This window comes from Paenibacillus sp. NRS-1760, from assembly GCF_050467785.1.
Classification (GTDB): Bacteria; Bacillota; Bacilli; order Paenibacillales; family Paenibacillaceae; genus Pristimantibacillus.
Map to the genome: position 1 here is coordinate 600,212 of NZ_JBITPK010000014.1, position 24,837 is coordinate 625,048.

Sequence of the window (24,837 nt, forward strand, 5' to 3'; positions counted from 1 at the left end):
TTGTTCTTAACTATAATTATTAATTGTACACTCAATCTTTGGCAAAATCAATGTATAATATTCCTAAAAATATTCCTAAATTAGAAAACATACATGAAATCTGTTTGCAGCGCCAAGAGGGTGAACCATTTAATAAACAAAATCCACTGACCTATACATTATTGGGGCTAGACGATTTTTGGTGTTGGGCTCTTTTTTCCAAAATCCCAACTGATTGGGATTTTGGATTTTATTCTCCGCCAAATCCAATTAATTTTGGTTGCCTTAAAATCCCCGTGTCAGTGAATTCGAGAGCTGTTACTCTACAAGGAAACGGCACAGCAAGCCAAACAACATCAGATTTCTTTATACCGGATGACAGGGAAGGAAAGGGACATTCTCCTGGGTGATCAGTCATGAACTGTCGAAGGACTTTTTTAGATGCGGAATCAATCCCAGAGACATGACCAACATATTTATCTTTGTAACGCAGTACAAGGCTAGATACATAACCTTCTTTCAGCTTAATACCCACAACGTCCGCGATAATTCGAACTTCTTTTCTCTTCTTGAACCAATATTTATGTTTCTTTGCTTCGACATAAGGACTATCCAGTTTCTTAGAGATGATTCCTTCCCATTCCCGAGTGTTTACCCATTCCCAGAGAGCTGGGCCGTCGTATACTAGGTCAGTGACAAAGACCCTCGGTTGCTTTTCTGGAAATTTAGCAGCAAGACGAGCGTATCTTTCTTTAAATGGGAGTGGCCGGATATCCTCGCCTTCATCGTATAACATATCGAATGCCACAAATATCATATTCTCATCGTATTTTTTGCGATTGACACCCACTAGAACCCGCTGGAATTTAGGTCGACTACCGTCAAAGTATGCAATCTCGCCATCTAGCACACAGGCTCCTATCCGCAGCGGACTTAACAATTCAACAATCTCGGGAAAACGATCGTTTCTAGGTTCAACCCTTTTCGAAAATATCTCTACTCCGCCGTTGCCATCAAGCCTGACTAGCGTTCGAACACCGTCCCATTTTATTTGGTATCCCCATTCGGGTCCAACAGGTATTTCAGAGGAAGTGATCGGAGCCATTGGGACTTTTGGCAAAGTCATGAGATTCATAAAATCACCTTTTCCTTGATTTTCAATTATGATTGACACATAAGAAAAAATAATTCTAACAACTTGAACAAAGAACGTGCGTTCGTGTATATTATAAGAACAAGTATTCGTATTGGAGTGATGGTCATGATTGAAAAATATATCGGCCAGACAGTACAAATCATCTATAACGACCGAAAAAAGAATATATCAATTCGATCAATTCAGGTATTATCCGTGCGCAATGGAAAGGTCAGAGCCTTTTGCCTAAGTGCAAATGCGCCACGTGTATTTAATGTAGAAAGCATAATTGATGTGGAGTTGATTAAACAGCATGCTTGATGATGCAGCACGCAAGGTTTTAACAGTCATGTGGAACGTGTACCGTAACGATCCTTCTATTATAGATGTGGATTATTTAATTCAAAAAACTCAACGGACAGAAGATCAGGTGAAAGATGCTATTAATATCTTGGTCAAAGAAGGTTTTGTATTGTGGGATAGAAAAGCTAATACATTTAAAGTGCTATATAACCGCGAAGCAGCTAAGCCGGTAATGCCTCGAGGATGGATTAAATGAAGAAGGTTAATCGATTAGATCCAGAGAGCAATAAAATGTGGTCTAGTAGCCGCATGATGTTACCTGAGCATGTTGTAGCAATAAATAAGCAGCGTATAGAATTGGAGGATCTAGACATGGCAAGAGCAAAGGGACCGAAAAGACCAACTAGGGATGAGTTCGAATTAGAAGAATTAGGAGAACGCCTGGTCGAAGCTCAGCAGGAAGAATTAATGATCAAGCTGATTGTTTGGAATTGGGATCAGCCCGTTATTGGGAAAATAACAAAGATGGACTCTCGAACAAAGTCAGTTCATATTGAGTTTAAAGGCGAGACAACGAAAGTTCACTTCCTAGATATTATGAAAGTACAGAATTCGGATTAGCAAGAGGCTAGTCGATGTATTAATACTCAATATAATAAAAGCCCGCCAACCTGATGGTTAGCGGGCTTTGTTATTTCGGTCACATGATTTCAGAGTCGAATATGCTAAGAACCACTCGACAACAAAAAGTCACGTAAAAAGTCACGATTACGGCGGTTGCATGCGAAAGGTGGCGAAAGTGTTTACGATAATAAATTAAAAATATATCTTTTCCATTGCTCATACGATGAAATATGAAAAATCACGAAAACAAATGGAGTATCCATATTATAGCACCAGCTGCGAAATTGGTCTATAATTGTCGATTCATAAAAAATAGATAAATAATGACCGCATGCGGCACTTCGGAAAATACTAAATACGTTTTCGGTGTAACAATAAATAGAAAATGATACCATTATCGGTAATTAGAAATCGTTTTTATTATTAATTGATGGTTTAGATAGCATGGTACATAACTCCTAAGTAAGAAAGAAAAGCATCTAGAAACTAGAATTGAAAAATTAAATTAAAAAAATATTTTAGTTCGCAAGGTTCATTTTATTTAGATGAATCGAAATGATCTTTCTTTAATTATGTAAAAATAAGTTATATAGTCATTAAATGAGAGTCGAATAATATCAAATAAACAAAAATAATGTTGTTTAGTATATTGATAATGATAGAAATGGACTATATAATATGCGTTGAGACCTAAATGGAAACTCATGCCTAATAAATCATAAAGGAGGATAATAAGTATGCAAACGGAATCTGCAGCTCTCGCTCGTCAAGTTGAATTCGTGTTTCGTCAGCTTGAAAGTGAACTGACAAACGCTACGGCTGGTACAGTATTAATACATATTCGGAACAATGCGGTGGGTAAATTTGGGGTTAGGCACCATCCAATCGAATGCAAAAATGGAAAGTTCGAGAGTGTTGATAAAGGACTGACAGCTGTTCAGGTACAGGCATTTAAACAAATGGCCATTGAATCGCTTAAGTTTAGGAAAGACTGGTCGCATGGCGAAATTTTATATGATTTTTCCGTTCGTTCAAGCGCTAATTCTTGGTCGGCAAGCATACTTTTTGAATCTAATTACAATATGGCCAATTGGAATTCTCGCTATTATCCGAAAAGAAATGATTTATGGGATTCACAATAAACAAAATTACGTATAGAAGAAAAAAAGAGCTGACGGGCATCCGTCAGCTCCTCATTTTATTGTCCGAAATCAAGATCAGGATACACATAAGGTGACTCTGGAACCTTGATTCGTTCAAGCCGCTGGGCTTCTAAAGTCATGACAACATGATTCATATAAGTTGATGTCGTTAACCTTCCTGTCACCGTCACCCATTCATCGTCGGCGTAATCCATCGCTTTTGGCCAAGATACCATAAGTCCATAAGGCATAGCGTCGGCTGAACAACAATTCATTGCAAATCTACTGACCGCAAATCGCTCCTTGCCCATCTCGTCCTCGTGGTAAATAAACCCCGAAATTTCAACTTCTTTACCGATAAGTTTCTCTCGAAAGAGATCAAATGTCGTCAACGTCTCAATAAATTGAGTATCCGGTACACGGATAAGTGGTTGGCTGTACAGCTTCTTCGCGTATGCTGTATGTGCTTCCATATAGCCATCGAAAGGATAAAAGGCATCGATTCCGGCACCATTCTCTTCAGCTGTTGAAATTCCAGATAAGCTGATCCCTTTTTTTGAAGCAATATCGCTCCCAAGCGTCCCGGTCGGAACGAGAAAACCGAGCAGCAGCGGAAAAATAAACAACCCATAAATGATGATGTTTTTGAACACGGATGGAGATGGCTCGTGCTCGCAATCACAGCTTGGCGTTTGATTTCCGATACGTTTCTGTAAAGCGGCATAGACTTGATAAATAGCTGCTGCATAGAGGCCTAACGCTGACAGCTTTACGTATACCTCCATTTTTGGAGCGATATAAAGGGCCATTTCACCCGTTTGATCCAAGTAGAGAATAAACAGAGCAAAACCTGTAAGAATGGCGGCACGTAAAAGATGATGAATCATAGCAGCGCCTCCATTATCCAAGCGCCGATGAAGGTTAGCGCCGCGGTTAGTACAATGAGAATAAATACGAATTTAATACGGAATGTCGTTAGCAGCATTAATGTATTTTTAAGATCGATCATTGGGCCGAATACAAGAAAAGCAAGCAGCGGTCCAAAATCAAACATGCCGCTGAACGATGAAGCAATGAAAGCATCTGAAGTGGAGCAGATTGATAATATAAAAGCAAAGCCCATCATGAAAAGATATGAAAATAAAGGCTGATCAGCAAATGCCTCAAAGGTGCTGCGATCAATAACCGTTTGAATAATGGCGGTCAACATTGCTCCGAAAATAAAATATTTGCCCATTTCAAAAAACTCGTTTGAAGCATGTGATAGGGTTGAGGCGGCTCTTCCACGGAATCCAGTACCGCTTGTCCCATGCTCATGAATATGGGTGTGATTGTGGCTATGTGTATGACCCTGCTTGATTAAATGAAACGGTTGAGCTAATTTGAGCGGACTGCTGCGCATAAATTTATAAAGGAGCAAGCCGATGATAACGGCAATGACAAAGGCTAATATCATTCGTGCGTAAGCCATTTCTGGCGTCGTTCGAAAAGCAGCAAAGGTTGATGCAAAAACGATTGGATTAACGACGGGGCCTGCCAATAAATAAACGATTCCGATATAAGCAGGCATGCCTTTGCGAATAAGCCGCCTGACAACCGGTATCATTCCGCATTCACATAATGGGAATAAAATGCCTAGCAGCGCCCCAAAGAGAACTCCCATTACTGGGTTTTTGGGCATGAATTTTTGAATGAGCTCGTCCGAAACGAAGACTTGCAGAATTGCAGAAAAGATCACCCCGAGCAGGATAAATGGAAATGCTTCTAAAATAATGCTTATAAATAATATTTTGAAGGATTGCAAATTAGCGATACTAAAAAGATGTGTAGGAAGCTCTCGATTGGTTACGATAAGGGCGAGCATGATCAAGCAGCCTAATCCAAGCAATGGCGTACAGATGCGGTATAGAAATTTTGCCATAGTCCAATATCCTTTCTTTATGTAAGGATTACGATTATGACTATAGCTTATGCGGTATCGATGCGGGATAGGACAACTTTCGTATCGCTTGACATTAACGATTACAGATGTATAATCGTTTTAAATGCAATGATGGGAATAAGTAAGCTCGATTGGATTGCGTACAGAGAGCCGGTGGTTGCTGCGAACCGGTGCAAACAACGATGCTGAATGGGCCCCGGAGCCTATGAACGGAAACTGGCTGCACGAGCAGCCGAAGATGTTTGTACGGACGCTCCCCGTTACGGAGCAACAAGGCTTATGGGATTTTTAATGCGCTTCGATTGTATAACAAAGCGTACCATAAGCGAATTAGGGTGGCACCACGGTCCCTCGTCCCTTGCGGCGGGGGATTTTTTGCGTTTTTTTTAGACTAAAATTGACAAGAAAGAGGTCGAAGCATTATGAAAAAAGTACTCTCCGGTATTCAGCCAAGCGGTCAGCTTACACTTGGAAACTACATTGGCGCCATGCAAAACTTCGTAAAGCTGCAGCATACAGAAGAATGCTTTTTTATGATCGTTGATTTGCATGCGATTTCGGTTCCACAGGAGCCGGCTGCCTTAAGAGAACAAACGGAAGCGGTAGCCGCATTATTTATTGCTGCAGGCATAGATCCGCTCAAAGCGAATGTATTTGTACAATCGCATGTTCGCGCGCATGCTGAGCTTGGATGGTTGTTTACAACGCTTGCCAACATGGGCGAGCTGGAAAGAATGACGCAGTTCAAAGATAAATCTGCAGGCAAAGATTCTGTTGGGGCGGGGCTGTTCGTCTATCCGACGCTGATGGCTGCCGATATATTGGTTTATAATGCGGATCTTGTACCAGTTGGCGACGATCAGAAGCAGCATTTGGAGCTTACTCGTGATTTGGCGCATCGCTTCAATACAAGGTTTGGCAAATACTTTACGATACCGGAGCCTTATATTCCGAAAGTAGGCGCTAGGGTAATGTCGCTTGATGATGCCAGCAAAAAAATGAGCAAAAGCAATCCAAATGTAGGAAGCTTCATTGCGCTGCTTGATTCTCCAGATGTGATTCGCAAAAAAATTAGCAGAGCGACAACAGATTCAGGCCGCGAAGTGAAATACGATCCAGCAAATAAACCTGAGATTAGCAATCTAATGAGTATTTATGCTCATTGTGCAAATATGAGCATTGAAGATATCGAGGCTCGTTATGAGGGGCAAGGTTATGGACCTTTCAAGAAGGATCTTGCGGAGCAGGTGGTTGCGGTTATAGAACCGCTGCAAGCTAGATATAATGAAATTCGCAGTTCAGGCGAGATTCATCAAATCTTGAAGCAAGGCGCAGAAAAGGCTTCCTTGGTCGCAGATCGTACACTTGCAGACGTGAAAGAGCTTATGGGTTTTCTGCCGCCTCGCGGCTAATCTTTTAGGTACTTACAAGGCTGACGCCCCATAGCGTCAGCCTTGTTTTTTTCTGCGCAAGCGAGCTTTTGTAATAAAGCCGGCTCCTATTGTGAAAAGGCTCAACAAACCAAACAATAATACAAACCAGCCATTATAGCTGATGGAGATAGCCATAGCGCTCATAAATACGATAGCTAGTACGGAAAAGAACAAAGAAAGCGGTTTGGACATCTTGTTTTCTCTCCTTAATAAATCGTCAATATATTTTAATGGTTTAAGAATAGATTCTTTGATGGTGCGCATAATAAGCTTGCAAGCTTGCAACACACATCAAAGTGCAGAGGACGAAAGGAGAAATACATTATGGCAGGAAGCAGAAATCAACTTGTTGTTCCACAAGCAACTGCAGCATTACAACAAATGAAACTTGAGGCAGCGCAAGAACTGGGCGTACAAATTCCTCAAGATGGCTACTACGGTAATGTTTCAACTCGTGATGCAGGCTCCCTAGGTGGTTATATTACGAAAAAGCTTGTTCAAATTGCTGAACAACAATTGTCAGGCGGCTCCCGTTAATCGCTTCTAATACACAGTGATGAAATGAAGCCCAAGGGTAATCCTTGGGCTTTTTATTATGGTAACCATCATTTTAGCACAGGGCTGATCGACTTTCTTCTATAATATAAAACAAAAAAAGAAAGCCCCCTCTATTTTGAAGCAAAGGGCTTTCTAACGTCAATACTAAAAAGTATCCATGCGCAATCTTTTCAATAAACGTTCATCGCTAAGCCAGCCGACATAAGAGCCAATGGTCTCATCCTTTTTATTCATAAGCAGAACGCCAACGAATGGGTATTGCTTGCGATGGCGATATCGTACGTCGCACCATCTGACCTCATATCCCCATGAATGCTCCCGAACGTCTGCGCAGGCAAAGCTGGTGAAATATAAAAAGGATCGAATGGCGGGATCGTTTTTGGATTTGGCGACTGCCGGGTGATCAGAGCATTCCACATAATCAATCCATACTAAATTGTTATTGCGTAAATTTCCAATCGCGAATCCGCCATTTTTAACTTGCTTGACTACATTCCATATCGTTAGAGAAATCGTTGGAATGACGATATAAGCATCGCCTTCATGATATTCAGTGTCCAGCGTCTTCATCCGTTGCAGCGTACTTCTGGAGGTAACTGTCCGCCATACAAAATAAATGGCTAGAAACAAGTACATAAGCGGGAATATTGAAGCTGGATTTACGAATCCGCCTGCCCACAGTAAAATAGCTATGACATGCGTTGTGAAAATGATGGGATCAAATATGTGTATAATGTTCCAAGAGATCCATTTGTCCGTGAAGGGCCGCATCGCTTGAGTGCCGTAAGTATTAAATAAATCGGTGAATACATGCACGCATACGGCGAGCAGCACCCAGCCCCCAATATGCAGCCAAGGGAGCGAGCCGCGGTAAAACAATTGGAGGAGGCCGGTAATTAGCGCAGTCCAAATGGCGATAGCCGGCAAGGAGTGAGAAATGCCGCGATGATTGCGAATATAAATCGCATTGCCTTTTAAACGAAGTAGGCCATCTAAATCGGGCGCTTGCGATCCGATAACTGTGCCGAGCAATACAGCGGTGTGAATGGCTGGATTTGCTGCTACCACGGGATCAATTGCGGCAAGTCCCCCTAAACCGATGCCCATGATAAGATGTGTGCCTGTGTCCATGACAAGTCCTCCCCAATCGATAATTAGATGTAGTATCGGCGGAAGGGAGCAACTTTATCAATATAATCTAAAGGAGACTGAAGGCAAATGTACATTTGTTTTGCAGAATATCGTGTTTCACCAGAATTTCGGGCACAATATCTTGACTACACAGCTTCGCTGCTAAAGGAAGGACACGATGTACAATTATATGAAGGAACAGATCAGCCGGGTTTATTTGTAGAGGTATGGAACGCAGCTACCTGCGAGCAAGCAGAGCAAATCAAAAAAGAACGCTGCAGTGAGCGTTCCTCTTGGATGCATATTTCGAACTTTATTGTTGGGGGAGCTGCGAAAATGCACATTTGGACGTTTAAGCCAGCACATCTAAAGGGCGAAGCAGCGATTAACGGCTAGAATTTGCTGTTCCGAGAGTAGCCATGCCAAGTGGAGTGGAAGAGCTTACTACTCCGCCTTGGAACGGATATTCATAAGCAATCGGCTCATCGAATGTTACATAATCAAGATTAAGCGTCAAAAGTAAGTAGCGCATACCAGTCGTTGGATCGCTAATAACGATATGATCACGTCCAGCAGCTTCGATGATTCCTTTAAAAATCTTGGCGTTCCACTCACGATTGTTTTCGTAAGTCATATAAAAAGTTGCCATTTTGCCGCGGTTCAGACGCAAAATGTTTTCTACATAGGATTCTTCAACGGAAGGCATCGAAACGATGGTGCCGCCTTGTGGCGTAATAAACGATCCGCTTGGCACATTTGGAGGAATGACTTGTGCTTGTTGGGTTTGAAAGTTGGCTGGGAGCGTAGTTGGCTGTTGCATGCCCATCGGCTGCTGCATTCCCATGCCCATTGGATATTGATATTGACCATATCCGCCGTAGCCGAATCCTTGAACAGGACCTGTATTTGCGGGGCTTACTTGATTTTTGTAACCATAACCATTAGACATTTAGAATTTCCTCACTTTCATACATTAGGAATAGTTTTAATAAACGGCCGGACAATCCTCTGGCGTTGGAACGAAGAAGCAATGTTTCTTATACCTTCCGCTGTTAGCCTGATCCCACCACGTATCAGGGCAGCTGCCTGCTGGACGGAAAAACCATAATGCATTAGAAGCCGGGTGTTGACGTTCGCCGTTAATGACCCGCTTTGCTAATCGAATATCTTTATCACGAGCGCTTTGATAAAAGTAGCTTTTGGTGATTGCTTCGAAACCGCCAGGACTTTGATAGACCATGTCTGGGATGGACCGAAGATTTCTAAAGTCGATACAATTTCCTAGTACACGGTTTACGCCAACGTTGCCTACCATAAGCATGCCGAGCTCGCCCTCGCCCTCTGCTTCCGCTCGCATGAGCCTAGCGAGCATCTTCGTATCTTCGGAATTGGTTTTGATGACAGCCATGGAATTGACAGATCACTTCCTTTCGTAGACTTTAGGACGGTTTAATGTGCTGTTCGGCATAGGCATCAAACTACATAGTTATTGTATTGTGCACCCGCCCATTTGGTTACTAAATGATTTGTCACAATTTACGTGGCAAAATGATGAACAAAACCGTCGAACGTTGTCATCGTGTTCTTTTTTCGGTATGATTAAAAACGATTCATCAATGGATGATAGACGCCATCAGCGTCTTGTCGCATAACTTGGGAGGCTAGCTTCGTGCTTAAAGACTGGATTGCATTGACAAAACCGCGGCTACTTCGACTTAATGTATTCGCTGCGATAGGTGGTTTCATGGTTGCTTCCAAATGGGACATTAACGTTCTATTGCTTATATGGGCGATTATCGGCTCAACGTTGACGATAGCGTCAGCAACCGTGATTAATAATTATTGGGATCGGGAACTTGATTTGAAAATGGAACGTACGAAGGATCGCGCGCTTCCTACCGGTCGAATGACGCCAGGCTCTGTTCTGGCTTATGGTATTATTTTGGGGGTTGTTGGACTAGCTGTTCTCTTCCTGCTCGTTAACCCATTATCGGGTTGGCTCGGACTGCTAGGCTGGGGTGTTTATATTGTGGTTTACACGATGTGGCTCAAGCGTACTTCAACTTGGAGTACATCGGTTGGAGGCATCTCTGGCGCGATGCCGCCGGTTATCGGTTATTGCGCGGTAACAGGTGAAATCGATGCGGGTGCTTGGATATTGTTTGCTCTGATGTTTCTGTGGCAGCCTGCTCATTTCTGGTCGCTTGCCATTAGAAGGGTAGAAGAATATCGCGCAGCAGGTTTTCCATTGCTGCCTGTCGTGAAAGGAATCAAACGTACGAAGTTTCAAATGATTCCATACATCGTATTGCTTTTGCCAACGGGCATATTGTTTTATTCCTACGGTTACGTTGGTATTTTCTTCTTGGTCATATCCGTTGCAGGCGGCTTAATCTGGCTTATCCATACGTTGCGTGGGCCAAAAGCCAAGGATACCGACAAATGGGCGAAAACCAATTTTCTTATCTCGGTCAATTATTTAATGGTTATATTTATCGTTATGATTCTTAATACGACGGGATCATAATTATCGTCTTAAGGAGTGACTGGCGTGGATTTTGTCAAAAAGCATAGCTTCAAAATTGCGGTACTTGCGCTTTGCGCAGCAATGGGAATTTATTTATTTATTACGTACGGCATGCCGGAGAAGCAGACTCTTCCAATCGAGAAGGCTGCGCCAGCGTTTGAGCTGACAGATCTGGATGATCAGAAGGTAACACTCGCTTCAACAAATGGTAAGGCGCGAATTGTATATTTCTATTTCGCAAATTGTCCAGATGTTTGTCCGCCTACTACCTTCTTGCTGTCGCAGGTACAGGAGCAGCTTAAAGAGGAAGGCAAGCTCGGCACTAAAGCAGAGCTCATCTCGATTACGTTTGATCCAGTACGGGATACACCTGAAGTCATTCGTGATTTTGCAAAGCGGAATTTTGCTGATCTTAATGGTTGGCGTTTCCTGCGGGGCGATGAATCTAACACGATGCAAATTGCTAGAGATTTTGGCATTGGCGTCATTAAAAATGAGGATGGCTCCTTCTCTCACTCCAATGTCATTACGATTGTGGATAAGGACGGGCAAATTCGCAAGTGGATTGATGGCAGCAAAGAAGATTTGACGGCTGAGGAAATTGTAAATCAATTAAACAAGGTGCTTTAAAATTCATCTTTGCTCCAAATAGAAGCGGGACTCTGCGCAGGGTACAGGATATGCGCATCGAGGCCCGCTTTTTCTAATTGCTCAATTAAGTATTCCTCTGGCGTATGCTCTACGCCTGAATAACCTCTGCGGGTATAAATATGCTCAGCATCTGGAAATACGTCGCGCAATAAGAAGCGAATCCGTTTTCCAGAGGAATCATTGTCGGTGAAAATATAAGCTTGGCTTTTGCCAATTTGTTTTCTAAGCTTGTCCAATTGCTCCGAACCGGGAGTGCCGAAGGTGCAGAAAATCGGTACATCTTGATGAAGGACGCGCTTAAGTCTTGCCTTGTCATTTTTTCCTTCTACGATAATGGCTATATCCATGGAACTCACCTCGCGTAGTGAATGTAGAGCAGGGTCATGAAGCATATGTATAGTTTACCACCAAACATCGATTTTACCGAGAACGGGAATGATCGGTTTTTTCGTTTGAAAATGAATAAACGGTCTGCAGTTTGCAGACCGTTTATTATTTTACTAGTAGAGGCAAGTGCAAGCTATGATTACGAGCAGGATAAACAATACAAGGATAATGCCAAGGTTTGAGAAACCGCCGTGGCCATAACCACGATTTTCTGAACTTACATTTGCAGACATATATGGGGTCACCTCGTTTCCGTAGTGTTAGAAGGATGAATGCAAACAGCTGAGCTTAGCTGTTCTAACTAGTCACCTGTCATAGTACAGCATATGACATGATGGGGAATTAGCCCTGTGCATTTACCTATGCCTACGAAAAATGGGTGCGGGAAGAAAGTGAACGGGAAATACGCAGCGGGAGCAGAGCGACTGCTATCATCAATGCAATAAACGCTATGTAGTAAGGCGATATATAGTTGCGAAGCTGTCCTGCCGCCATCGGTCCGATAAACGCTCCGATGGAGAAGGCGATGGATAATACGGAAAAAGTACGGCCGTAACGTGCTCCGCCGCTAAGCTCAATTAATAAGGTGGACAGCGCGGGCAAAATGACTCCTTTCGCCATACCGACAAAAAGCAGCATCAATGTTAGAGGTGCCGGTATATCGGATGCAATGCCAAAGTAAATAATGGCAAGAATGAGCGAGCCCCACAACGTTCGCAAATACGCGGATACGCGGTTCAGAAACAGCATGCTTAATGTGACGAGTGCGCCGATACTGATAACGGAAAATAAAAGTCCAGTCGTCATCATCGCTTCCTGCGTTTTGGCAAGCAGCGGCAGCTCGAACGATAGGATACCCTGCGCGCAGCTTATTGCAACAGGCAGCAGGTAGACGAGCCAAGGAATAGGCACTGCAGGTTCAAGCGGCAGCTTCGTTTTCTTTTTCCCGTCGTTGCTTTCAGCTTCCGTTTGCTCTACTTTCTGGCGAACTTCTTTAATAAAGAACAGAGCGCAGACAGATGTTACGATCAGAACCCATCCAAGCAGCGTAAAAGCGGTTGAAAATCCAATTTTTGCAACGAGATACGCTCCTGCTGCTGGAGATACGACTGATGCTAGTGTATGAACGAGTCCATTGCCAGCCATAAGCTTTCCTTGCTCCGTTCGATCGCTCGTTATTCTTGCAAGCAGGGACAAGCAAGCCGGAGACAGAAATGCAAGCACAAAACCGCTAATGGAGCGGAGCGCGAGCAGCTGCCAAGGATTAGTTACATGTGATTGAAACAGGAGAACAATTCCGGCTGCCATAAGGCTGAACACGATAAACAATCTGCTGCCATAACGGTCAACGCCAAAGCCTGCAATGAGATTTCCAGGCAAATGCGTAATGGAGTACATGCCCATCATGAGTCCGATGAAGGAAGGCGCTGCACCTAAAGAGATGGCAAAAGGTGTTAAAATGGGGTATTGCGCATGCAAATCAAAAAAGGCTATAAACAAAAATAAGTACAGCCAAACCGCGGTTTTCACAGAGCTGACCCTCCTTGCCAATTACATTCTTATATACTTGTACGTCTAATTGGGACAGGATATGTCTGCATAAAAAGGAAACGAGCGTTTACGCCCTATATTCCGTAGGTTATAATATTTTGTAATGGGATTTTGTACGAGGTATAATGGAGGGGATCGCAATTGGATTTTTTGAATTTTTCGACCTATGATTGGGACACTTGGACAGCTTTTTTTAAAGAACATTGGCTTGTGCTGGTTATTGCGCTTATTTTGTTATTAATTATTATCCGCATCGTGAAAACTGTAGTTAAATGGGCACTTGTGGTGGCAATCGTGCTTGGTATTGTCGTATATAGCGGCTACACTATGGATGATTTGAAAGAGATTGGCACTAAGGTTGCAGATACAGTAAAACAGGAAGCCGTTAATGCAATGGTAGGCGAAGCAAAGGATGCTACTTTCGTGAATAACGGGGATGGAACCTTTACAGTGAAAACTAAAAATGTAGAGCTTACCGGAGAGCCGGGTGCGAATGAGGTTGCCATTTCATTCCGTGGAACGGCGCTCGGCAAGTGGGAGCTCGATAATACGATACAAACCTTCATCGACCAAGCGAAGCAGAACGGGTAATGCCGATGACAAGCTGGGATCAATTATTTAGAGAGCCGGAGCCAATTGCTATCATTGTGCTTCTATTGCTAATTGGCTCTCTTATACAGGGGATGAGGAGAGGCGCATCGGGATCTGCGAGGCGTCTTTTCTTTTTTGTTTGGGAAGGTTTAGCAGTTATCGTATGTTTGGTACTGGCAGCACAGCTTACGAATACATTGTCACCAGCTGTAGCGAAGTGGTTGACTAGCAAGGTGAAGGTTCCTCTTCATGACCTCAGCGGGGTGGAGCAAGCATGGTACACGCTGCTTACGAGTTTGAGGGATTTTGCATTGCTGCGCTATGGCGTCTTGTTCCTGCTGGGTTATTTCCTGCTGCGGGCATTGGCAGCTTCTATTGAGCCTTTGCTGGAGAAAGCAGTAGAAGGCGTTCTGAGGAGCGGCAAGGAAGAGCCTATGGCTCACTTGCAAGGCAGGCGAAGTGCTAGCCGTGCCATAGGGGCTTTAATTGGTGCAGCTCACGGAGCGGGTCGTTCATTTGTATTCGTCGTTCTTTTATTCGTTTATGTGTCCCTTGTGCCAAATGGCTGGTATGTCGACAAAATTTCCGAATCGACGGTTTATACCAAAGCGGCTTCGTGGCTGAGTCCAGTTGCCGGAGACGTTCTAGCAGGGCAAGGACCCGTGCTCGCCCAAGCGGTTGAAGCGCAGTTCAAACAAATTTTACAACGAAAATATGAGATTATTGATTACGCCATCCCAGCTGAGATTGAGAAAGCTGCTCTTTATGTGACCAAGGATGCGCAAACGAATGAGGATAAGGCGAGAAAGCTATATGACTTTCTTGGAACAAGAATTGCTTACGATTGGGACAAAGCTCGGAATTATGAAGAGCAGGGAATTTGGAAGGAACAGACACCTCCCGAAACATTTGATACGCGCAAAGGCGTATGTATAGATATAGCTCGTTTATATGCTGTAATGGCTAGGTCAGCAGGTCTAGAGGTACGGGTTGTAACTGGAATGGGAGCTAACGGTAAGGGAGGCTTCGGTCCACATGCTTGGAATGAGGTGCGAATCAGCGAAGGGGATAATGGCTGGATTCCACTGGATGCTACTTGGGCAAATACCGGGAATTGGTTTAATCCGCCGGCATTTGACGATACTCACATACGTGATGCATAGCTTAAAATGAGAAGGTTATGAGGTGATTAGACATGCAAGATGATCCGCAGAAACGGGAAATTATAAATCGACGTCATTTTTCGTTTCGATTGAACTTATTTTTCTTTATTACGTTCGCATTGTTTAGTGTTTTGATTGTAAGGCTAGCCATTTTACAGTTTGTAGAAGGGCCGACGCTAAGTGCTGAAGGGATCGGCAAAAGTACACGCAGCGTGAAGATTCCGCCGATTAGGGGCAATATTTACGACGCTACGGGTCATGCAATTGCGTATTCGACTTCGACCCAGTCTATTTATTTCACGATTCAGCCCGAGCTTAAGCTGGAGAAAGCGACTGCAAGTGCAAAAGAAATGGCGCAGAAGCTTTATGAAATATTTACAAAGCTTGGCGATCCTGCCAAGGCGATGACGGTTGACGATATTATTCGCCAGATGGATCTTGATTTTAAGCGGAATAATATCTCGACCCCGCGGCGGATTAAATCCGGCCTCACGAATAAAGAAGTGGCTTATTTCATGGAAAATCGCACGGCGTTCAAAGGTGTAGATATCATGGAGGAAAGCGTTCGAAACTATGATAAAGATTCGATTTCGGTGCAGCTTGTCGGGTATTTGAAGAAGTTTAATACCGTTCGAGAGAACGTAGACTTCTACAAGGAAAAGACGACTGAGGAAGATCCTACGCTGAGATATTTGGATGAAGAGGACGTTGGCTTCGACGGTCTTGAGCGGATGTATCAGGACGTGCTGCGCGGCAAAAATGGTTTGAAAACCTATCCCGTTAACAACGCGGAGCGTATTATCGGGCCTATGGAAATAACGAACCCTACGAAGGGGTCGGATCTTTATTTAACCATTAACAAAAACGTACAGTTAACGACGGAAACAGCAATTATGGATCAGCTCAAAAAAATATCAACGTCTACAAACAAATATGAGCGTGCCAAATATGCACAAACCGGATTCGCAGTAGCGATGGAAGTTGATACAGGTAAAATCGTGGCGATGGCGAGTATGCCGGATTATGATCCTAATATTTGGTCAGGCGGCCGTATTAGCAAAGAGGATTACGAGAACTTCCAGAATATCTTATCGAACGGTACGATTCGAACGGTCTATGGCAAATATTCCGAAGAGGAGCGCAATCAACATCCATCTTCCATCCTGCCGCTTGGCTCGACAATGAAGCCGTTATCCGTATTAGTCGGTCTGAATGAGAAATTGTTTAAGACGACAGATACCTACCCGGACACTGGGAGGTTCTCATATGGTAGAAAAGGATATGAGACTTATATCGGCAACTCCCAAGGCAAAAAGTTCGGCTACATTGATGGCGCCCAAGCCATTCAACATTCTTCCAATACGTTTATGGGAGCTATGATTGGGGATAGGCTTTATAGAAGAGACCTAAAAAATGGTAAGAGCGGCGTGGAAATTTGGGACGAATACATGAAGCAATTCGGTCTTGGCGTCCTGACGGAAAGCGGCTTGCCAAACGAAACGAAGGGCGTTATTGAGTACTTTAACGAGGCGAAAAATGCCAGTTCGCAGTCAGCGCTCGTTCAAGCCTCCTTCGGTCAGCAAGGGCGTTATACAACCTTGCAGCTCGCGCAATATACTGCAATGCTTGCCAATCGCGGCAAACGAATGAAGCCGCAATTTGTAAACGAAATTAAGGATGCAGACGGAAATATTATTCAAGGCTATACGCCTGTTATTTTGAATGAAGTAAATTACCCGATTGAATATTGGAAAGAAATTGAGCTAGGCATGTCGAAGGTTAGCTCGCAAGGCTTTGAAGGTGTGGATTACACCTATAACCGTAAGACAGGTACGTCAGAGCAGCAAGTAAAAGGCCGGACTGCAGAAAATGCGGTATTTATCGCCTATGCGCCTGCCGATAAGCCGAAGCTTGCTGTAGCTGTTGTAGTACCTGATGGCGGGTTCGGAGGTTACGGAGCCTCTCCAATCGCTCGTAAGATTTTTGACGCTTATGACGAGGAAATTGGTTTGTACGGCGTGCCGAAGAAGAAGGCGCCAGCTACAAATGATGCTGCTGGCAACACGGCTAATAATACAACAGATAATGCTAATACAGGAACGGGAACCGGTACAGGGACAAACGAATAATAGTGTAAAAACATCAAAAAGGCAGTCGGAGCATCAACTTCGATCTGTCTTTTTTGCTGTGAAAATCGCCCATTTTAAAATAAATGTTGCACTAGTGAAACATTTTTGTGTATTATTAAAAAAAAGGCATTAGGTAAACTAAGATTCATAAGGGCAAACTTTAGAGCATATAAAAAATGACAGGGATGAAGGAGGTAGCACAATGCGTAAAACGTACAAGACAAATTCTGCTCTTCGGAGATTTATTATGGTTATCGCTTTTCTGGCGATGACGGCAATGGTAACCTCAGCTTGCGGGCAGCAAGGAACGAGCGATGGGAAATTGAAAATTACGACAACAACAGGAATGATCACGGACGTAGTGCAGCAGGTAGGCGGTGAGTATGTCGATGTTAGCGGATTGATGGGGGCAGGGATTGACCCCCATCTTTACAAGGCATCTCAAGGAGACGTGCGGAAGCTGGATAATGCGGACATTATTTTTTATAACGGCTTGCACTTAGAGGGCAAGATGGCCGAGATGTTCGAGAAATTGGAGAAGCGCAAGCCGACGGTAGCCGTCTCCAAATATTTAACGGAAGATCAGCTGCACTCTGCCCCAGGGCAAGGGGCTGGCATGCATGATCCGCATATTTGGTTCAATGTGAAGCTTTGGATTTCTACAACAGAGGTGATCCGCGACACACTGATGGAGAAGGATGAGGTCCATGCTGATTACTACAAAGAGCATGCAGCAGCCTACATCAAGCAGCTGGAGGAGCTGGACAATTATGCGAGAGAGCAAATTGCACGTATTCCAGAGGCAGACCGCATTTTAGTAACAGCACACGATGCATTTGGATATTTTGGCGAAGCGTATGGTCTAACTGTCACGGGTTTGCAAGGTATGAATACGATGTCGGAGTACGGCTCAAAGGATGTTAGCAAGCTGCGCGACTACTTAGTTGAGAAAAAAATAAAAGCTGTTTTTATCGAATCCAGCGTTCCGAAAAAATCAATTGAATCGGTCATAGAAGGGGCAAGAAGCTTAGGCCATGAGGTGAAAATTGGCGGCGAGCTATACTCCGACGCAATGGGAGATGCCGGTACGTTTGAAGGCACTTATATCGGAATGGTGAAGCATAACGTGGATACGATTGTAGCCGCTTTGAAATAGCACATAAAAAGGCAAGGAAAGTGAGTGATAAAAATGAACCAATCTACAACAGCTGCCAAGCAAAATACGAAACAAATTGCACCGCTTACGATTAAAGGACTAAGCGTTGCTTATCAGAAGAAGCCAGTGCTTCGGAACGTATCGTTCGAAGTAAGTGAAGGTGAGCTCGTCGGGGTAATCGGACCCAATGGCGCAGGTAAGTCAACACTGATGAAGGCGGCTCTTGGCCTCATACCGAGTATTGGCGGAGAAGTGTTAGTATATGGCAAGCCTTATAAGCAGCAGCGGAAAATGATCGGTTATGTCCCGCAGCGAGAATCGGTGGATTGGGATTTTCCAACGAATGCGCTTGATGTTGTACTTATGGGCCGTTATGGTCATTTAGGCTGGTTCCGCCGCCCAAGCGCGAAGGATAAGGCGATTGCGCTGGAGTGCCTGAACAAGGTTGGAATGGCCGATTATGCGGGCAGGCAAATCAGTCAGCTCTCTGGCGGACAGCAGCAGCGGGTGTTTCTAGCGCGTGCGCTAGCGCAGGACGCGAAGCTGTACTTTATGGATGAACCATTTGCAGGCGTGGATGCGGCGACAGAGAAAGCCATTATCACATTGCTGCAGGAGCTGAAGCTGCAAGGGAAAACGGTTATCGTTGTCCATCATGATCTAGCGACTGTGCAAGATTATTTTGACTCGGTACTGCTCCTGAATGTAGAGCTTCAAGCATTCGGCAAAACAGAGCAAACCTTTACCCAGGAGAAATTACAGCGTACTTACGGCGGCAGACTGGCGTTTCTTGATCGCAGCATGCAGTCTCCGTCACGTTTTGACGGAAAGGGTGAGTAATTCATGGATAGAATATGGTTGATGCTGACCGATCCGAATATGCAATGGATTTTTCTAGGCTGTACACTGCTTGGCTTAAGCAGTGGAGTGATCGGCTGCTTCTCGTATCTTAGGAAACAAAGCTTAATGGGCGATACGTTAGCCCATGCGGCATTGCCAGGCATATGCATTGCATTCATGCTTACTGGCGTTAAATCGATTGGACTGTTTCTCATAGGAGCAGGCATATCTGGTCTTATCGCAACGTTCGGTATTGGATATATTACTCGTAACTCTAAGCTTAAACAGGATGCAGCGATGGGTATCGTATTGTCAGGATTTTTTGGCCTCGGTATCGTACTGCTTACACTTATCCAGCATGGCAGCTATGGCAATCAAGCCGGATTGGATAAATTTCTGTTTGGGCAGGCGGCATCCATGATTGCATCTGACGTTATTACGATGACGGTCGTATGTGTGTCTCTTATTACGGTTTGCACGCTGCTCTTTAAACAGTTTAAAATTATTTCTTTTGATCCCGGGTTTGCAAGAGGCATCGGTTATCCCGTAGCCTTTCTTGAGCAGCTGCTCATGCTTCTAATCGTCGTTGCTGTAGTAGCGGGCATTCAGGCGGTAGGTGTCGTACTCGTAGCTGCGCTGCTTATTACACCGGCCGTATCGGCTAGATACTGGACGGATCGCCTTGGGCTCATGGTTGTATTATCAGGTATATTCGGTGCAGTTAGCGGTGCTGCAGGCACTTGGATTAGCGCATCGGTGTCTAACTTGCCAACGGGACCTGTTACGGTGCTGGCAGCAACATTGCTCTTCTGCATTTCCATTCTATTTGGTCCACAGCGCGGATTACTTGCAAAAAGGCTGGTGCGCCAAAGAGTGAAGCAAAGCTATAATCGTGACTCCGATATGCTGCTAGAGGGCAAAGTGAAGAAGGAGGCGGCATTATGAGCGACTTCTGGATCTTGCTTACAGGTGCTCTAGTAGCAAGCTGCTGCGGTATTCTAGGTGTATTTCTTGTTTTGCGCAAAATGGCGATGATCGGTGATGCGATTAGCCACTCCGTCATGCCTGGTATCGTTATCGCGTTTTTGCTCAGTGGCTCGCGCGATTCGCTGCTAATGATGTTCGCAGCACTATTATGCGGATTGCTGACGACCTTTCTTATTCAAATGTTTCAGCAAAGCGGCATTCAATCCGATGCTTCGATCGGCGTTGTCTTTACAGCATTATTCGCCATTGGCGTCGTTCTCGTAAGCTTGTATGCTCGTCAGGTGCATTTGGACCAGGATGCGATTTTGTACGGTGAGATTGCGTATGTACACTGGAATATTTGGGAGCTTGGCGGCGTAAATATGGGCCCGAAAGCCGTCTGGCTGCTCGGCACAACACTGCTGATCATAACGTCAGTTATCGTTTTGTTCTATAAACAATTCAAGTTATGCGCGTTTGATCCTGCCCTTGCGGCTGCAATCGGCATACCTGTAGCTATCTTTCATTATTTATTAATGGGTCTCGTATCGATGGCTACCGTCAGCTCCTTTGAAAGCGTTGGAGCTATACTCGTTGTAGGACTGCTGATTATCCCGGCATCTACCGCTTATTTACTGACAGATCGGCTCGGCCTTATGATCGTTTTGAGTGTAGCAGCCGGCGTAGCTAGTACATTCATCGGGTATGGTACAGCTGTTTTATTAGATGCTTCAATCGCTGGCTGTATGGTGTGCGCAGCTGCATTATTGTTCGTTATCGCATTTTTGTTCTCGCCCTCACATGGCATTGTAATCAAGAAATTGCGTCTAAGAAAGTTAGCATAATAATTGCGAAAAGCATCCTTAATGGATGCTTTTTTCATATTTATTTCAAAAAAAGGTGTATAACTGCAACTTTTATCCAAAAAGAAACGTAATGTAATTGGTACATATTAGGAGGAAACTGAAGAGGAGAGAAAATTGAACATGAAAGTGTTGTCAAAATTCGTCATACCGCTAGTAGTTTTTACATTATTGGTAACCGGTTGCAGCTTTGGGGGCAAAAACGAACAAAAAGAAAATGAACAGTCAACGCTGAAAATTATGTATTACGATGAAGGTTCTTTCTTTCAGGAGTATGGCATGGTGTTCTCGGCATTATATCCAAATATTGAAATTCAAGTCGTAGAAAATAGGAAAATGTATCAAAGCGAAAACAAGGATATGGATGCTGCACTCGACAAGTTTATTACGGAGGAGCAGCCAGATATTTTAATGCTTGATACCGATCAATACAAAAAGCTGGCACTTGACGGCAAGCTTTATGATCTTGATCCGGTTATGGAGAAGGAAAAGTATAATACAGAGGGCTTGATTCCCGGCATGATTGATTATTTGAGAGAAAATGGCGGCGGACAGGTTTTTGGCATGACGCCAAGCTTTTATAGTCAAGTTATGTTCTACAACAAGGATTTGTTTGAGAAATACCAAATCGAGCCGCCGACCAATCGCATGAGCTGGGACCAGACGATACAATTGGCACGCCGCTTCCCTACTGATGGCGACAAAAAGGAACGCGTATACGGGCTGAAAATGGGCTACAGCGAAGATTTATTTGAAATGGCAAGCATTCTTGCTAATTCAGAAAACGTTAATTATGTGAATGCTTCGCAAAAACAAATGACGATAAACACAGATTCATGGAAAAATGCATTTAAGCAAGCCATTGATGCATTGGATTCGAACGCGCTTTATTTTGACAGCATGCGTAATCAAGGTGGCGACGAAGCGATGTCGCAAACCTATGAGGACTATTTGTTAAGCGATCCCTTCATAGCGGGCCGATTGGCGATGACGATGGGCGATATTAATTTCATCAATCAAATCAAGCAAGCGGCAGAGAATGAGAAAGTAAAAGATAAGATCGTGAAAAACTGGGATATTGTAACAGTTCCGGTTGGACAACAAAATCCTGATCAGTCAAGCATGATGTCTTTCAACAATATTTTCTCCATTCGCTCAGAATCACCGAGTAAGGACGCTGCGTGGAAATTCCTTAGCTATGTAACGAGTGAGGACTTTGCAAGAGTTAAGTCGAAGTCGAACAATTATAATGGATTGCCTGTCCGCACGAAATATATTACGGATACAGAAGGGCATAATTTTGCGGCATTTTATGATTTGAAGCCAAGTACCTTTAATAGCTATAAGGATTTTGACAAGCTGCCACAAAGCTTCTGGGGAGAATTTAGAGGCGCAGCCAGCCAAGAGCTTGAAAAAGTGAAGAAAAAGGAACAGGAACTTGATGCGGCGCTTGACATTTTGCAGGTGAAAGGCCAAGAAATGCTGTTGAAGGAAGATCCTGTACCTACTGAAGGTGCTGAAGGAGCTGGAACTTCGGAAAGCAGTGGTTCTGTTACTACAATTGAAACAACGGAGTAAGTTAAGAGATGGGGAGCATGCTTACGCAAATTAGCGGAGGCTGCTCCTTTTTTCTGAGCAAGTATGATGAATTCGTGTTTTTTAGAGTGACTTTCATTTGGAATCTGTCGTAAATGTGCTAAAATAATTTACTAGTTAGGTACAACAACGATACGGCATTTACGAGGAGGCACAATATTGGGAGATTATAAATTGCTTGCGCTTGATATGGACGGAACATTGTTAAATGAACAGAGTGAAATTAGTACAGAAAATGCTGAATGGATTCAAAAAGCACTTGATGCTGGAGTTATTGTCAGTTTCTCAACGGGTAGAGGTTTTCGCAGTGCATTGCCTTACGCTGAGCAATTGAAGCTGGAAACACCTATGATCACAGTAAACGGCAGTGAGATTTGGCATCGTCCGCATGTGCTTCATAAACGTACTCATCTAAGCCACGTTTACGTGCAAAGGCTGCATGAGCTTGCTCTCGCACATGGCGAGCCGTGGTTCTGGGCGTATACAGCTGATGAAATTTACAATAAAGAGAAATGGATTACGCCTGCTGATGATTATGCATCACATCACTGGTTGAAATTCGGCTATTACACAGAGGATGACAGCATCAGGGAGAAGCTGCTGGCTGAAGTACAAAGCTGGGGAGCGCTTGAGATTACGAATTCATCTCCATTTAATTTGGAGCTTAATCCGCTCGGCGTTTCAAAGGCAAGCGCACTTCAAGAGCTTTGCGGCTTGCTTAACATCGAGATGTCGCAAGTTATTGCTGTTGGCGATAGCTTGAACGATATTGCGGCGATTCGCGAAGCTGGCTTAGGCGTAGCGATGGGCAATGCGCAGGAAACGGTCAAGGAAGCTGCTGACTTCATTACTTTTACGAATAATGAGCATGGAGTTGCAGAAGTGATTAGACGTTACCTTCTGAAGGGATGAGAAACGTATGGATATTTTAGGCTGGACATTAGTTATTCTATTATTTGTAGTAGGGATGGCAGGAGCTATTTATCCGATTCTTCCGGGAGCTCTTGCCATTTATGGCGCATTTTTTGTTTATGGCTTATTTTTCTCGTTTAGTGAATTTGGTTTTTGGTTCTGGTTCATTCAGACGGTAACTTTAATCGTGCTGTTTGTCGCCGATTATGCGGTTAGCGCCTGGGGCGTCAAACGATTTGGAGGCTCGCGAGCCTCAGTGATCGGCAGTACAATTGGTCTTATCTTTGGTCCTTTCGTTATCCCAGCACTTGGCCTTATTATCGGTCCTTTTGTGGGTGCCGTCATTGGTGAGATGATTATCGGAACACGTTTTGACAAATCGCTCAAGGTTGGTTTAGGTTCAGTTGTAGGATTGTTTTCAAGCGTAGTCGTGAAGGTAATTTTGCAGCTGGCGATGATCGTGGTGTTTGTCCTATGGCTCGTCTTTTAATGAAATGAATAAAAGGTGGATAGCTCAATGATTAAAGTAACCGTATGGAATGAGTTTTTGCATGAGAAGATTCATGAGGAAGTCAAAAATGTATATCCAGATGGCATTCATCAAGCTTTAGCCAAAGGGGTCGCAAGTGGAGATATCGAAGTATCGACAGCAACGCTTGAGGAGCCGGAGCATGGCCTTACAGAAGAGCGCCTAGCCAATACGGATGTTCTAATATGGTGGGGACATATGGGGCATGACCAGGTGGATGACGCCATTGTAGATCGTGTTCAACAGCGCGTACTCACAGGCATGGGCTTAATCGTGCTGCACTCGGGTCACTTCTCAAAAATTTTCAAAAAGCTGATGGGTACAAGCTGTGATCTCAAATGGCGTGAAGTGGGCGAGAAGGAAAGAATTTGGGTCGTAAATCCAGCGCATCCGATAGCAGCCGGCTTGCCGGAATACATTACGCTGGAGCATGAGGAAATGTATGGTGAGCATTTTGACATCCCAGCGCCGGATGAGCTTGTTTTTGTGAGCTGGTTTGAAGGCGGCGAGGTGTTCCGCAGCGGCTGTACCTTTAACCGCGGCCAAGGCAAAATCTTTTACTTCCGTCCGGGGCATGAGACTTATCCAACCTACTATAACCCGCAAGTGCTGCAAGTGATTCAAAATGGTGTGCGTTGGGCTTCTCCATCTCATGCAGCAGTGCCCGTACGCGGCAATCATCAGCCGCTGGAGCCCATTGGAAATAAAGGATAGGGAGACTTTGACAGA

At 44.1% G+C, this 24,837-nt stretch carries 30 protein-coding genes and 1 other annotated feature; of the genes, 21 read left to right on the forward strand and 9 right to left on the reverse strand.

Translation table 11 applies throughout. The annotated features are described in order from the left end of the window. Window positions 1–229: 229 nt before the first annotated feature. On the reverse strand, window positions 230–1,114 hold the full coding sequence (locus ACIFSR_RS21980) for a DNA ligase (protein ID WP_430059972.1): 885 nt from the start codon (window positions 1,112–1,114) through the stop codon (window positions 230–232). A gap of 126 nt (window positions 1,115–1,240) precedes the next feature. Between ACIFSR_RS21980 and ACIFSR_RS21985 the strand changes: the two genes are divergently transcribed. From ACIFSR_RS21985 to ACIFSR_RS22000, 4 genes are all read left to right on the forward strand, one after another. Then, on the forward strand, window positions 1,241–1,435 hold the full coding sequence (locus ACIFSR_RS21985) for a hypothetical protein (RefSeq protein WP_430059974.1): 195 nt from the start codon (window positions 1,241–1,243) through the stop codon (window positions 1,433–1,435). Further along, the gene (locus ACIFSR_RS21990) at window positions 1,428–1,673 is read left to right on the forward strand and encodes a hypothetical protein (RefSeq protein ID WP_430059976.1); all 246 of its coding nucleotides are present in this window, start codon (window positions 1,428–1,430) and stop codon (window positions 1,671–1,673) included. Before ACIFSR_RS21985 ends, ACIFSR_RS21990 begins: the two co-directional genes overlap by 8 nt. Window positions 1,674–1,729: 56 nt before the next feature. Then, window positions 1,730–2,038 carry a YolD-like family protein gene (locus ACIFSR_RS21995; protein ID WP_430060429.1) on the forward strand — a complete coding sequence of 103 codons (309 nt, stop codon included), beginning with the start codon at window positions 1,730–1,732 and terminating at the stop codon, window positions 2,036–2,038. A gap of 740 nt (window positions 2,039–2,778) precedes the next feature. Continuing rightward, a complete protein-coding gene (locus ACIFSR_RS22000) occupies window positions 2,779–3,183 on the forward strand; it encodes an O-methyltransferase (protein WP_076267494.1) in 405 nt (134 codons plus the stop codon). Window positions 3,184–3,239: 56 nt separating this feature from the next. On the opposite strand, the gene ACIFSR_RS22005 is transcribed toward ACIFSR_RS22000, so the two are convergent. Continuing rightward, window positions 3,240–4,070, reverse strand: coding sequence for a TIGR03943 family putative permease subunit (locus tag ACIFSR_RS22005; protein ID WP_339204494.1), 831 nt, complete (start codon window positions 4,068–4,070; stop codon window positions 3,240–3,242). Next, the gene (locus ACIFSR_RS22010; RefSeq protein ID WP_430059978.1) at window positions 4,067–5,104 is read right to left on the reverse strand and encodes a permease; all 1,038 of its coding nucleotides are present in this window, start codon (window positions 5,102–5,104) and stop codon (window positions 4,067–4,069) included. Before ACIFSR_RS22010 ends, ACIFSR_RS22005 begins: the two co-directional genes overlap by 4 nt. 120 nt (window positions 5,105–5,224) lie before the next feature. Beyond that, window positions 5,225–5,487 (forward strand) — a binding site (T-box leader). 60 nt (window positions 5,488–5,547) lie between these two features. Here ACIFSR_RS22010 and trpS point away from each other — a divergent pair. Further along, window positions 5,548–6,537 carry a tryptophan--tRNA ligase gene (gene trpS, locus ACIFSR_RS22015; RefSeq protein WP_339204492.1) on the forward strand — a complete coding sequence of 330 codons (990 nt, stop codon included), beginning with the start codon at window positions 5,548–5,550 and terminating at the stop codon, window positions 6,535–6,537. 36 nt (window positions 6,538–6,573) lie between these two features. On the opposite strand, the gene ACIFSR_RS22020 is transcribed toward trpS, so the two are convergent. Further along, the gene (locus ACIFSR_RS22020) at window positions 6,574–6,750 is read right to left on the reverse strand and encodes a DUF5325 family protein (protein WP_179089778.1); all 177 of its coding nucleotides are present in this window, start codon (window positions 6,748–6,750) and stop codon (window positions 6,574–6,576) included. A 132-nt stretch (window positions 6,751–6,882) separates the two neighbouring features. On the opposite strand from ACIFSR_RS22020, the gene ACIFSR_RS22025 reads away from it, so the two are divergent. Continuing rightward, entirely contained in the window at window positions 6,883–7,095 is a 213-nt protein-coding gene (locus ACIFSR_RS22025) for an alpha/beta-type small acid-soluble spore protein (RefSeq protein WP_054023438.1), read from the forward strand. Window positions 7,096–7,260: 165 nt separating this feature from the next. Here the strand turns inward: ACIFSR_RS22025 and ACIFSR_RS22030 are convergent, their stop codons facing one another. Then, window positions 7,261–8,247, reverse strand: coding sequence for a metal-dependent hydrolase (locus ACIFSR_RS22030; protein WP_339204491.1), 987 nt, complete (start codon window positions 8,245–8,247; stop codon window positions 7,261–7,263). Between the two features lie 87 nt (window positions 8,248–8,334). On the opposite strand from ACIFSR_RS22030, the gene ACIFSR_RS22035 reads away from it, so the two are divergent. Beyond that, complete coding sequence (locus ACIFSR_RS22035) at window positions 8,335–8,643, forward strand: hypothetical protein (RefSeq protein WP_430059981.1); 309 nt, start codon at window positions 8,335–8,337, stop codon at window positions 8,641–8,643. Here ACIFSR_RS22035 and gerQ read toward each other — a convergent pair. Both gerQ and ACIFSR_RS22045 read right to left on the reverse strand, forming a co-directional pair. Beyond that, complete coding sequence (gene gerQ, locus ACIFSR_RS22040; RefSeq protein ID WP_430059983.1) at window positions 8,633–9,196, reverse strand: spore coat protein GerQ; 564 nt, start codon at window positions 9,194–9,196, stop codon at window positions 8,633–8,635. The two genes, ACIFSR_RS22035 and gerQ, sit on opposite strands and share 11 nt — an antisense overlap. A gap of 36 nt (window positions 9,197–9,232) precedes the next feature. Next, entirely contained in the window at window positions 9,233–9,655 is a 423-nt protein-coding gene (locus ACIFSR_RS22045; RefSeq protein WP_076267501.1) for a cell wall hydrolase, read from the reverse strand. A gap of 261 nt (window positions 9,656–9,916) precedes the next feature. On the opposite strand from ACIFSR_RS22045, the gene cyoE reads away from it, so the two are divergent. Next, window positions 9,917–10,774, forward strand: a complete 858-nt coding sequence (cyoE, locus tag ACIFSR_RS22050; protein ID WP_339204488.1) for a heme o synthase — start codon at window positions 9,917–9,919, stop codon at window positions 10,772–10,774. A 24-nt stretch (window positions 10,775–10,798) separates the two neighbouring features. Beyond that, on the forward strand, window positions 10,799–11,404 hold the full coding sequence (locus ACIFSR_RS22055; RefSeq protein ID WP_339204487.1) for an SCO family protein: 606 nt from the start codon (window positions 10,799–10,801) through the stop codon (window positions 11,402–11,404). Here ACIFSR_RS22055 and ACIFSR_RS22060 read toward each other — a convergent pair. Beyond that, on the reverse strand, window positions 11,401–11,772 hold the full coding sequence (locus ACIFSR_RS22060; RefSeq protein WP_430059985.1) for a toprim domain-containing protein: 372 nt from the start codon (window positions 11,770–11,772) through the stop codon (window positions 11,401–11,403). The two genes, ACIFSR_RS22055 and ACIFSR_RS22060, sit on opposite strands and share 4 nt — an antisense overlap. 45 nt (window positions 11,773–11,817) lie before the next feature. Here ACIFSR_RS22060 and ACIFSR_RS22065 point away from each other — a divergent pair, with 45 nt between their 5' ends. After that, window positions 11,818–11,994: a hypothetical protein gene (locus tag ACIFSR_RS22065; protein ID WP_430059987.1), complete on the forward strand. Its 177-nt coding sequence runs from the start codon at window positions 11,818–11,820 to the stop codon at window positions 11,992–11,994. Between the two features lie 184 nt (window positions 11,995–12,178). Here ACIFSR_RS22065 and ACIFSR_RS22070 read toward each other — a convergent pair whose 3' ends face one another. After that, on the reverse strand, window positions 12,179–13,342 hold the full coding sequence (locus ACIFSR_RS22070) for an MFS transporter (protein WP_430059989.1): 1,164 nt from the start codon (window positions 13,340–13,342) through the stop codon (window positions 12,179–12,181). A gap of 162 nt (window positions 13,343–13,504) precedes the next feature. Between ACIFSR_RS22070 and ACIFSR_RS22075 the strand changes: the two genes are divergently transcribed. The 11 genes from ACIFSR_RS22075 (at window position 13,505) to ACIFSR_RS22125 (ending at window position 24,822) form a co-directional block, all read left to right on the forward strand. Continuing rightward, window positions 13,505–13,954, forward strand: coding sequence for a hypothetical protein (locus ACIFSR_RS22075; protein ID WP_339204484.1), 450 nt, complete (start codon window positions 13,505–13,507; stop codon window positions 13,952–13,954). Further along, window positions 13,954–15,117, forward strand: a complete 1,164-nt coding sequence (locus ACIFSR_RS22080) for a transglutaminase domain-containing protein (RefSeq protein ID WP_430059991.1) — start codon at window positions 13,954–13,956, stop codon at window positions 15,115–15,117. The genes ACIFSR_RS22075 and ACIFSR_RS22080 overlap by 1 nt, the downstream gene beginning before the upstream one ends. A gap of 32 nt (window positions 15,118–15,149) precedes the next feature. After that, window positions 15,150–17,246 (forward strand): peptidoglycan D,D-transpeptidase FtsI family protein, encoded by a 2,097-nt coding sequence (locus tag ACIFSR_RS22085; RefSeq protein WP_430059993.1) that lies wholly within the window; start codon window positions 15,150–15,152, stop codon window positions 17,244–17,246. A gap of 202 nt (window positions 17,247–17,448) precedes the next feature. After that, window positions 17,449–18,402, forward strand: a complete 954-nt coding sequence (locus ACIFSR_RS22090) for a metal ABC transporter solute-binding protein, Zn/Mn family (RefSeq protein WP_430059995.1) — start codon at window positions 17,449–17,451, stop codon at window positions 18,400–18,402. A gap of 33 nt (window positions 18,403–18,435) precedes the next feature. Further along, window positions 18,436–19,242, forward strand: coding sequence for a metal ABC transporter ATP-binding protein (locus ACIFSR_RS22095; RefSeq protein WP_076267510.1), 807 nt, complete (start codon window positions 18,436–18,438; stop codon window positions 19,240–19,242). Window positions 19,243–19,245: 3 nt separating this feature from the next. Beyond that, window positions 19,246–20,187, forward strand: a complete 942-nt coding sequence (locus ACIFSR_RS22100) for a metal ABC transporter permease (protein ID WP_339204479.1) — start codon at window positions 19,246–19,248, stop codon at window positions 20,185–20,187. Further along, window positions 20,184–21,053: a metal ABC transporter permease gene (locus ACIFSR_RS22105; protein WP_339204478.1), complete on the forward strand. Its 870-nt coding sequence runs from the start codon at window positions 20,184–20,186 to the stop codon at window positions 21,051–21,053. The genes ACIFSR_RS22100 and ACIFSR_RS22105 overlap by 4 nt, the downstream gene beginning before the upstream one ends. 141 nt (window positions 21,054–21,194) lie before the next feature. After that, window positions 21,195–22,649, forward strand: a complete 1,455-nt coding sequence (locus tag ACIFSR_RS22110; RefSeq protein ID WP_339204477.1) for an ABC transporter substrate-binding protein — start codon at window positions 21,195–21,197, stop codon at window positions 22,647–22,649. Between the two features lie 177 nt (window positions 22,650–22,826). Beyond that, window positions 22,827–23,579, forward strand: a complete 753-nt coding sequence (locus ACIFSR_RS22115) for a Cof-type HAD-IIB family hydrolase (RefSeq protein WP_339204476.1) — start codon at window positions 22,827–22,829, stop codon at window positions 23,577–23,579. A 7-nt stretch (window positions 23,580–23,586) separates the two neighbouring features. Further along, on the forward strand, window positions 23,587–24,069 hold the full coding sequence (locus tag ACIFSR_RS22120; RefSeq protein ID WP_076267515.1) for a DUF456 domain-containing protein: 483 nt from the start codon (window positions 23,587–23,589) through the stop codon (window positions 24,067–24,069). 27 nt (window positions 24,070–24,096) lie between these two features. Beyond that, window positions 24,097–24,822 carry a ThuA domain-containing protein gene (locus tag ACIFSR_RS22125; protein ID WP_339204474.1) on the forward strand — a complete coding sequence of 242 codons (726 nt, stop codon included), beginning with the start codon at window positions 24,097–24,099 and terminating at the stop codon, window positions 24,820–24,822. Window positions 24,823–24,837 lie beyond the last annotated feature (15 nt).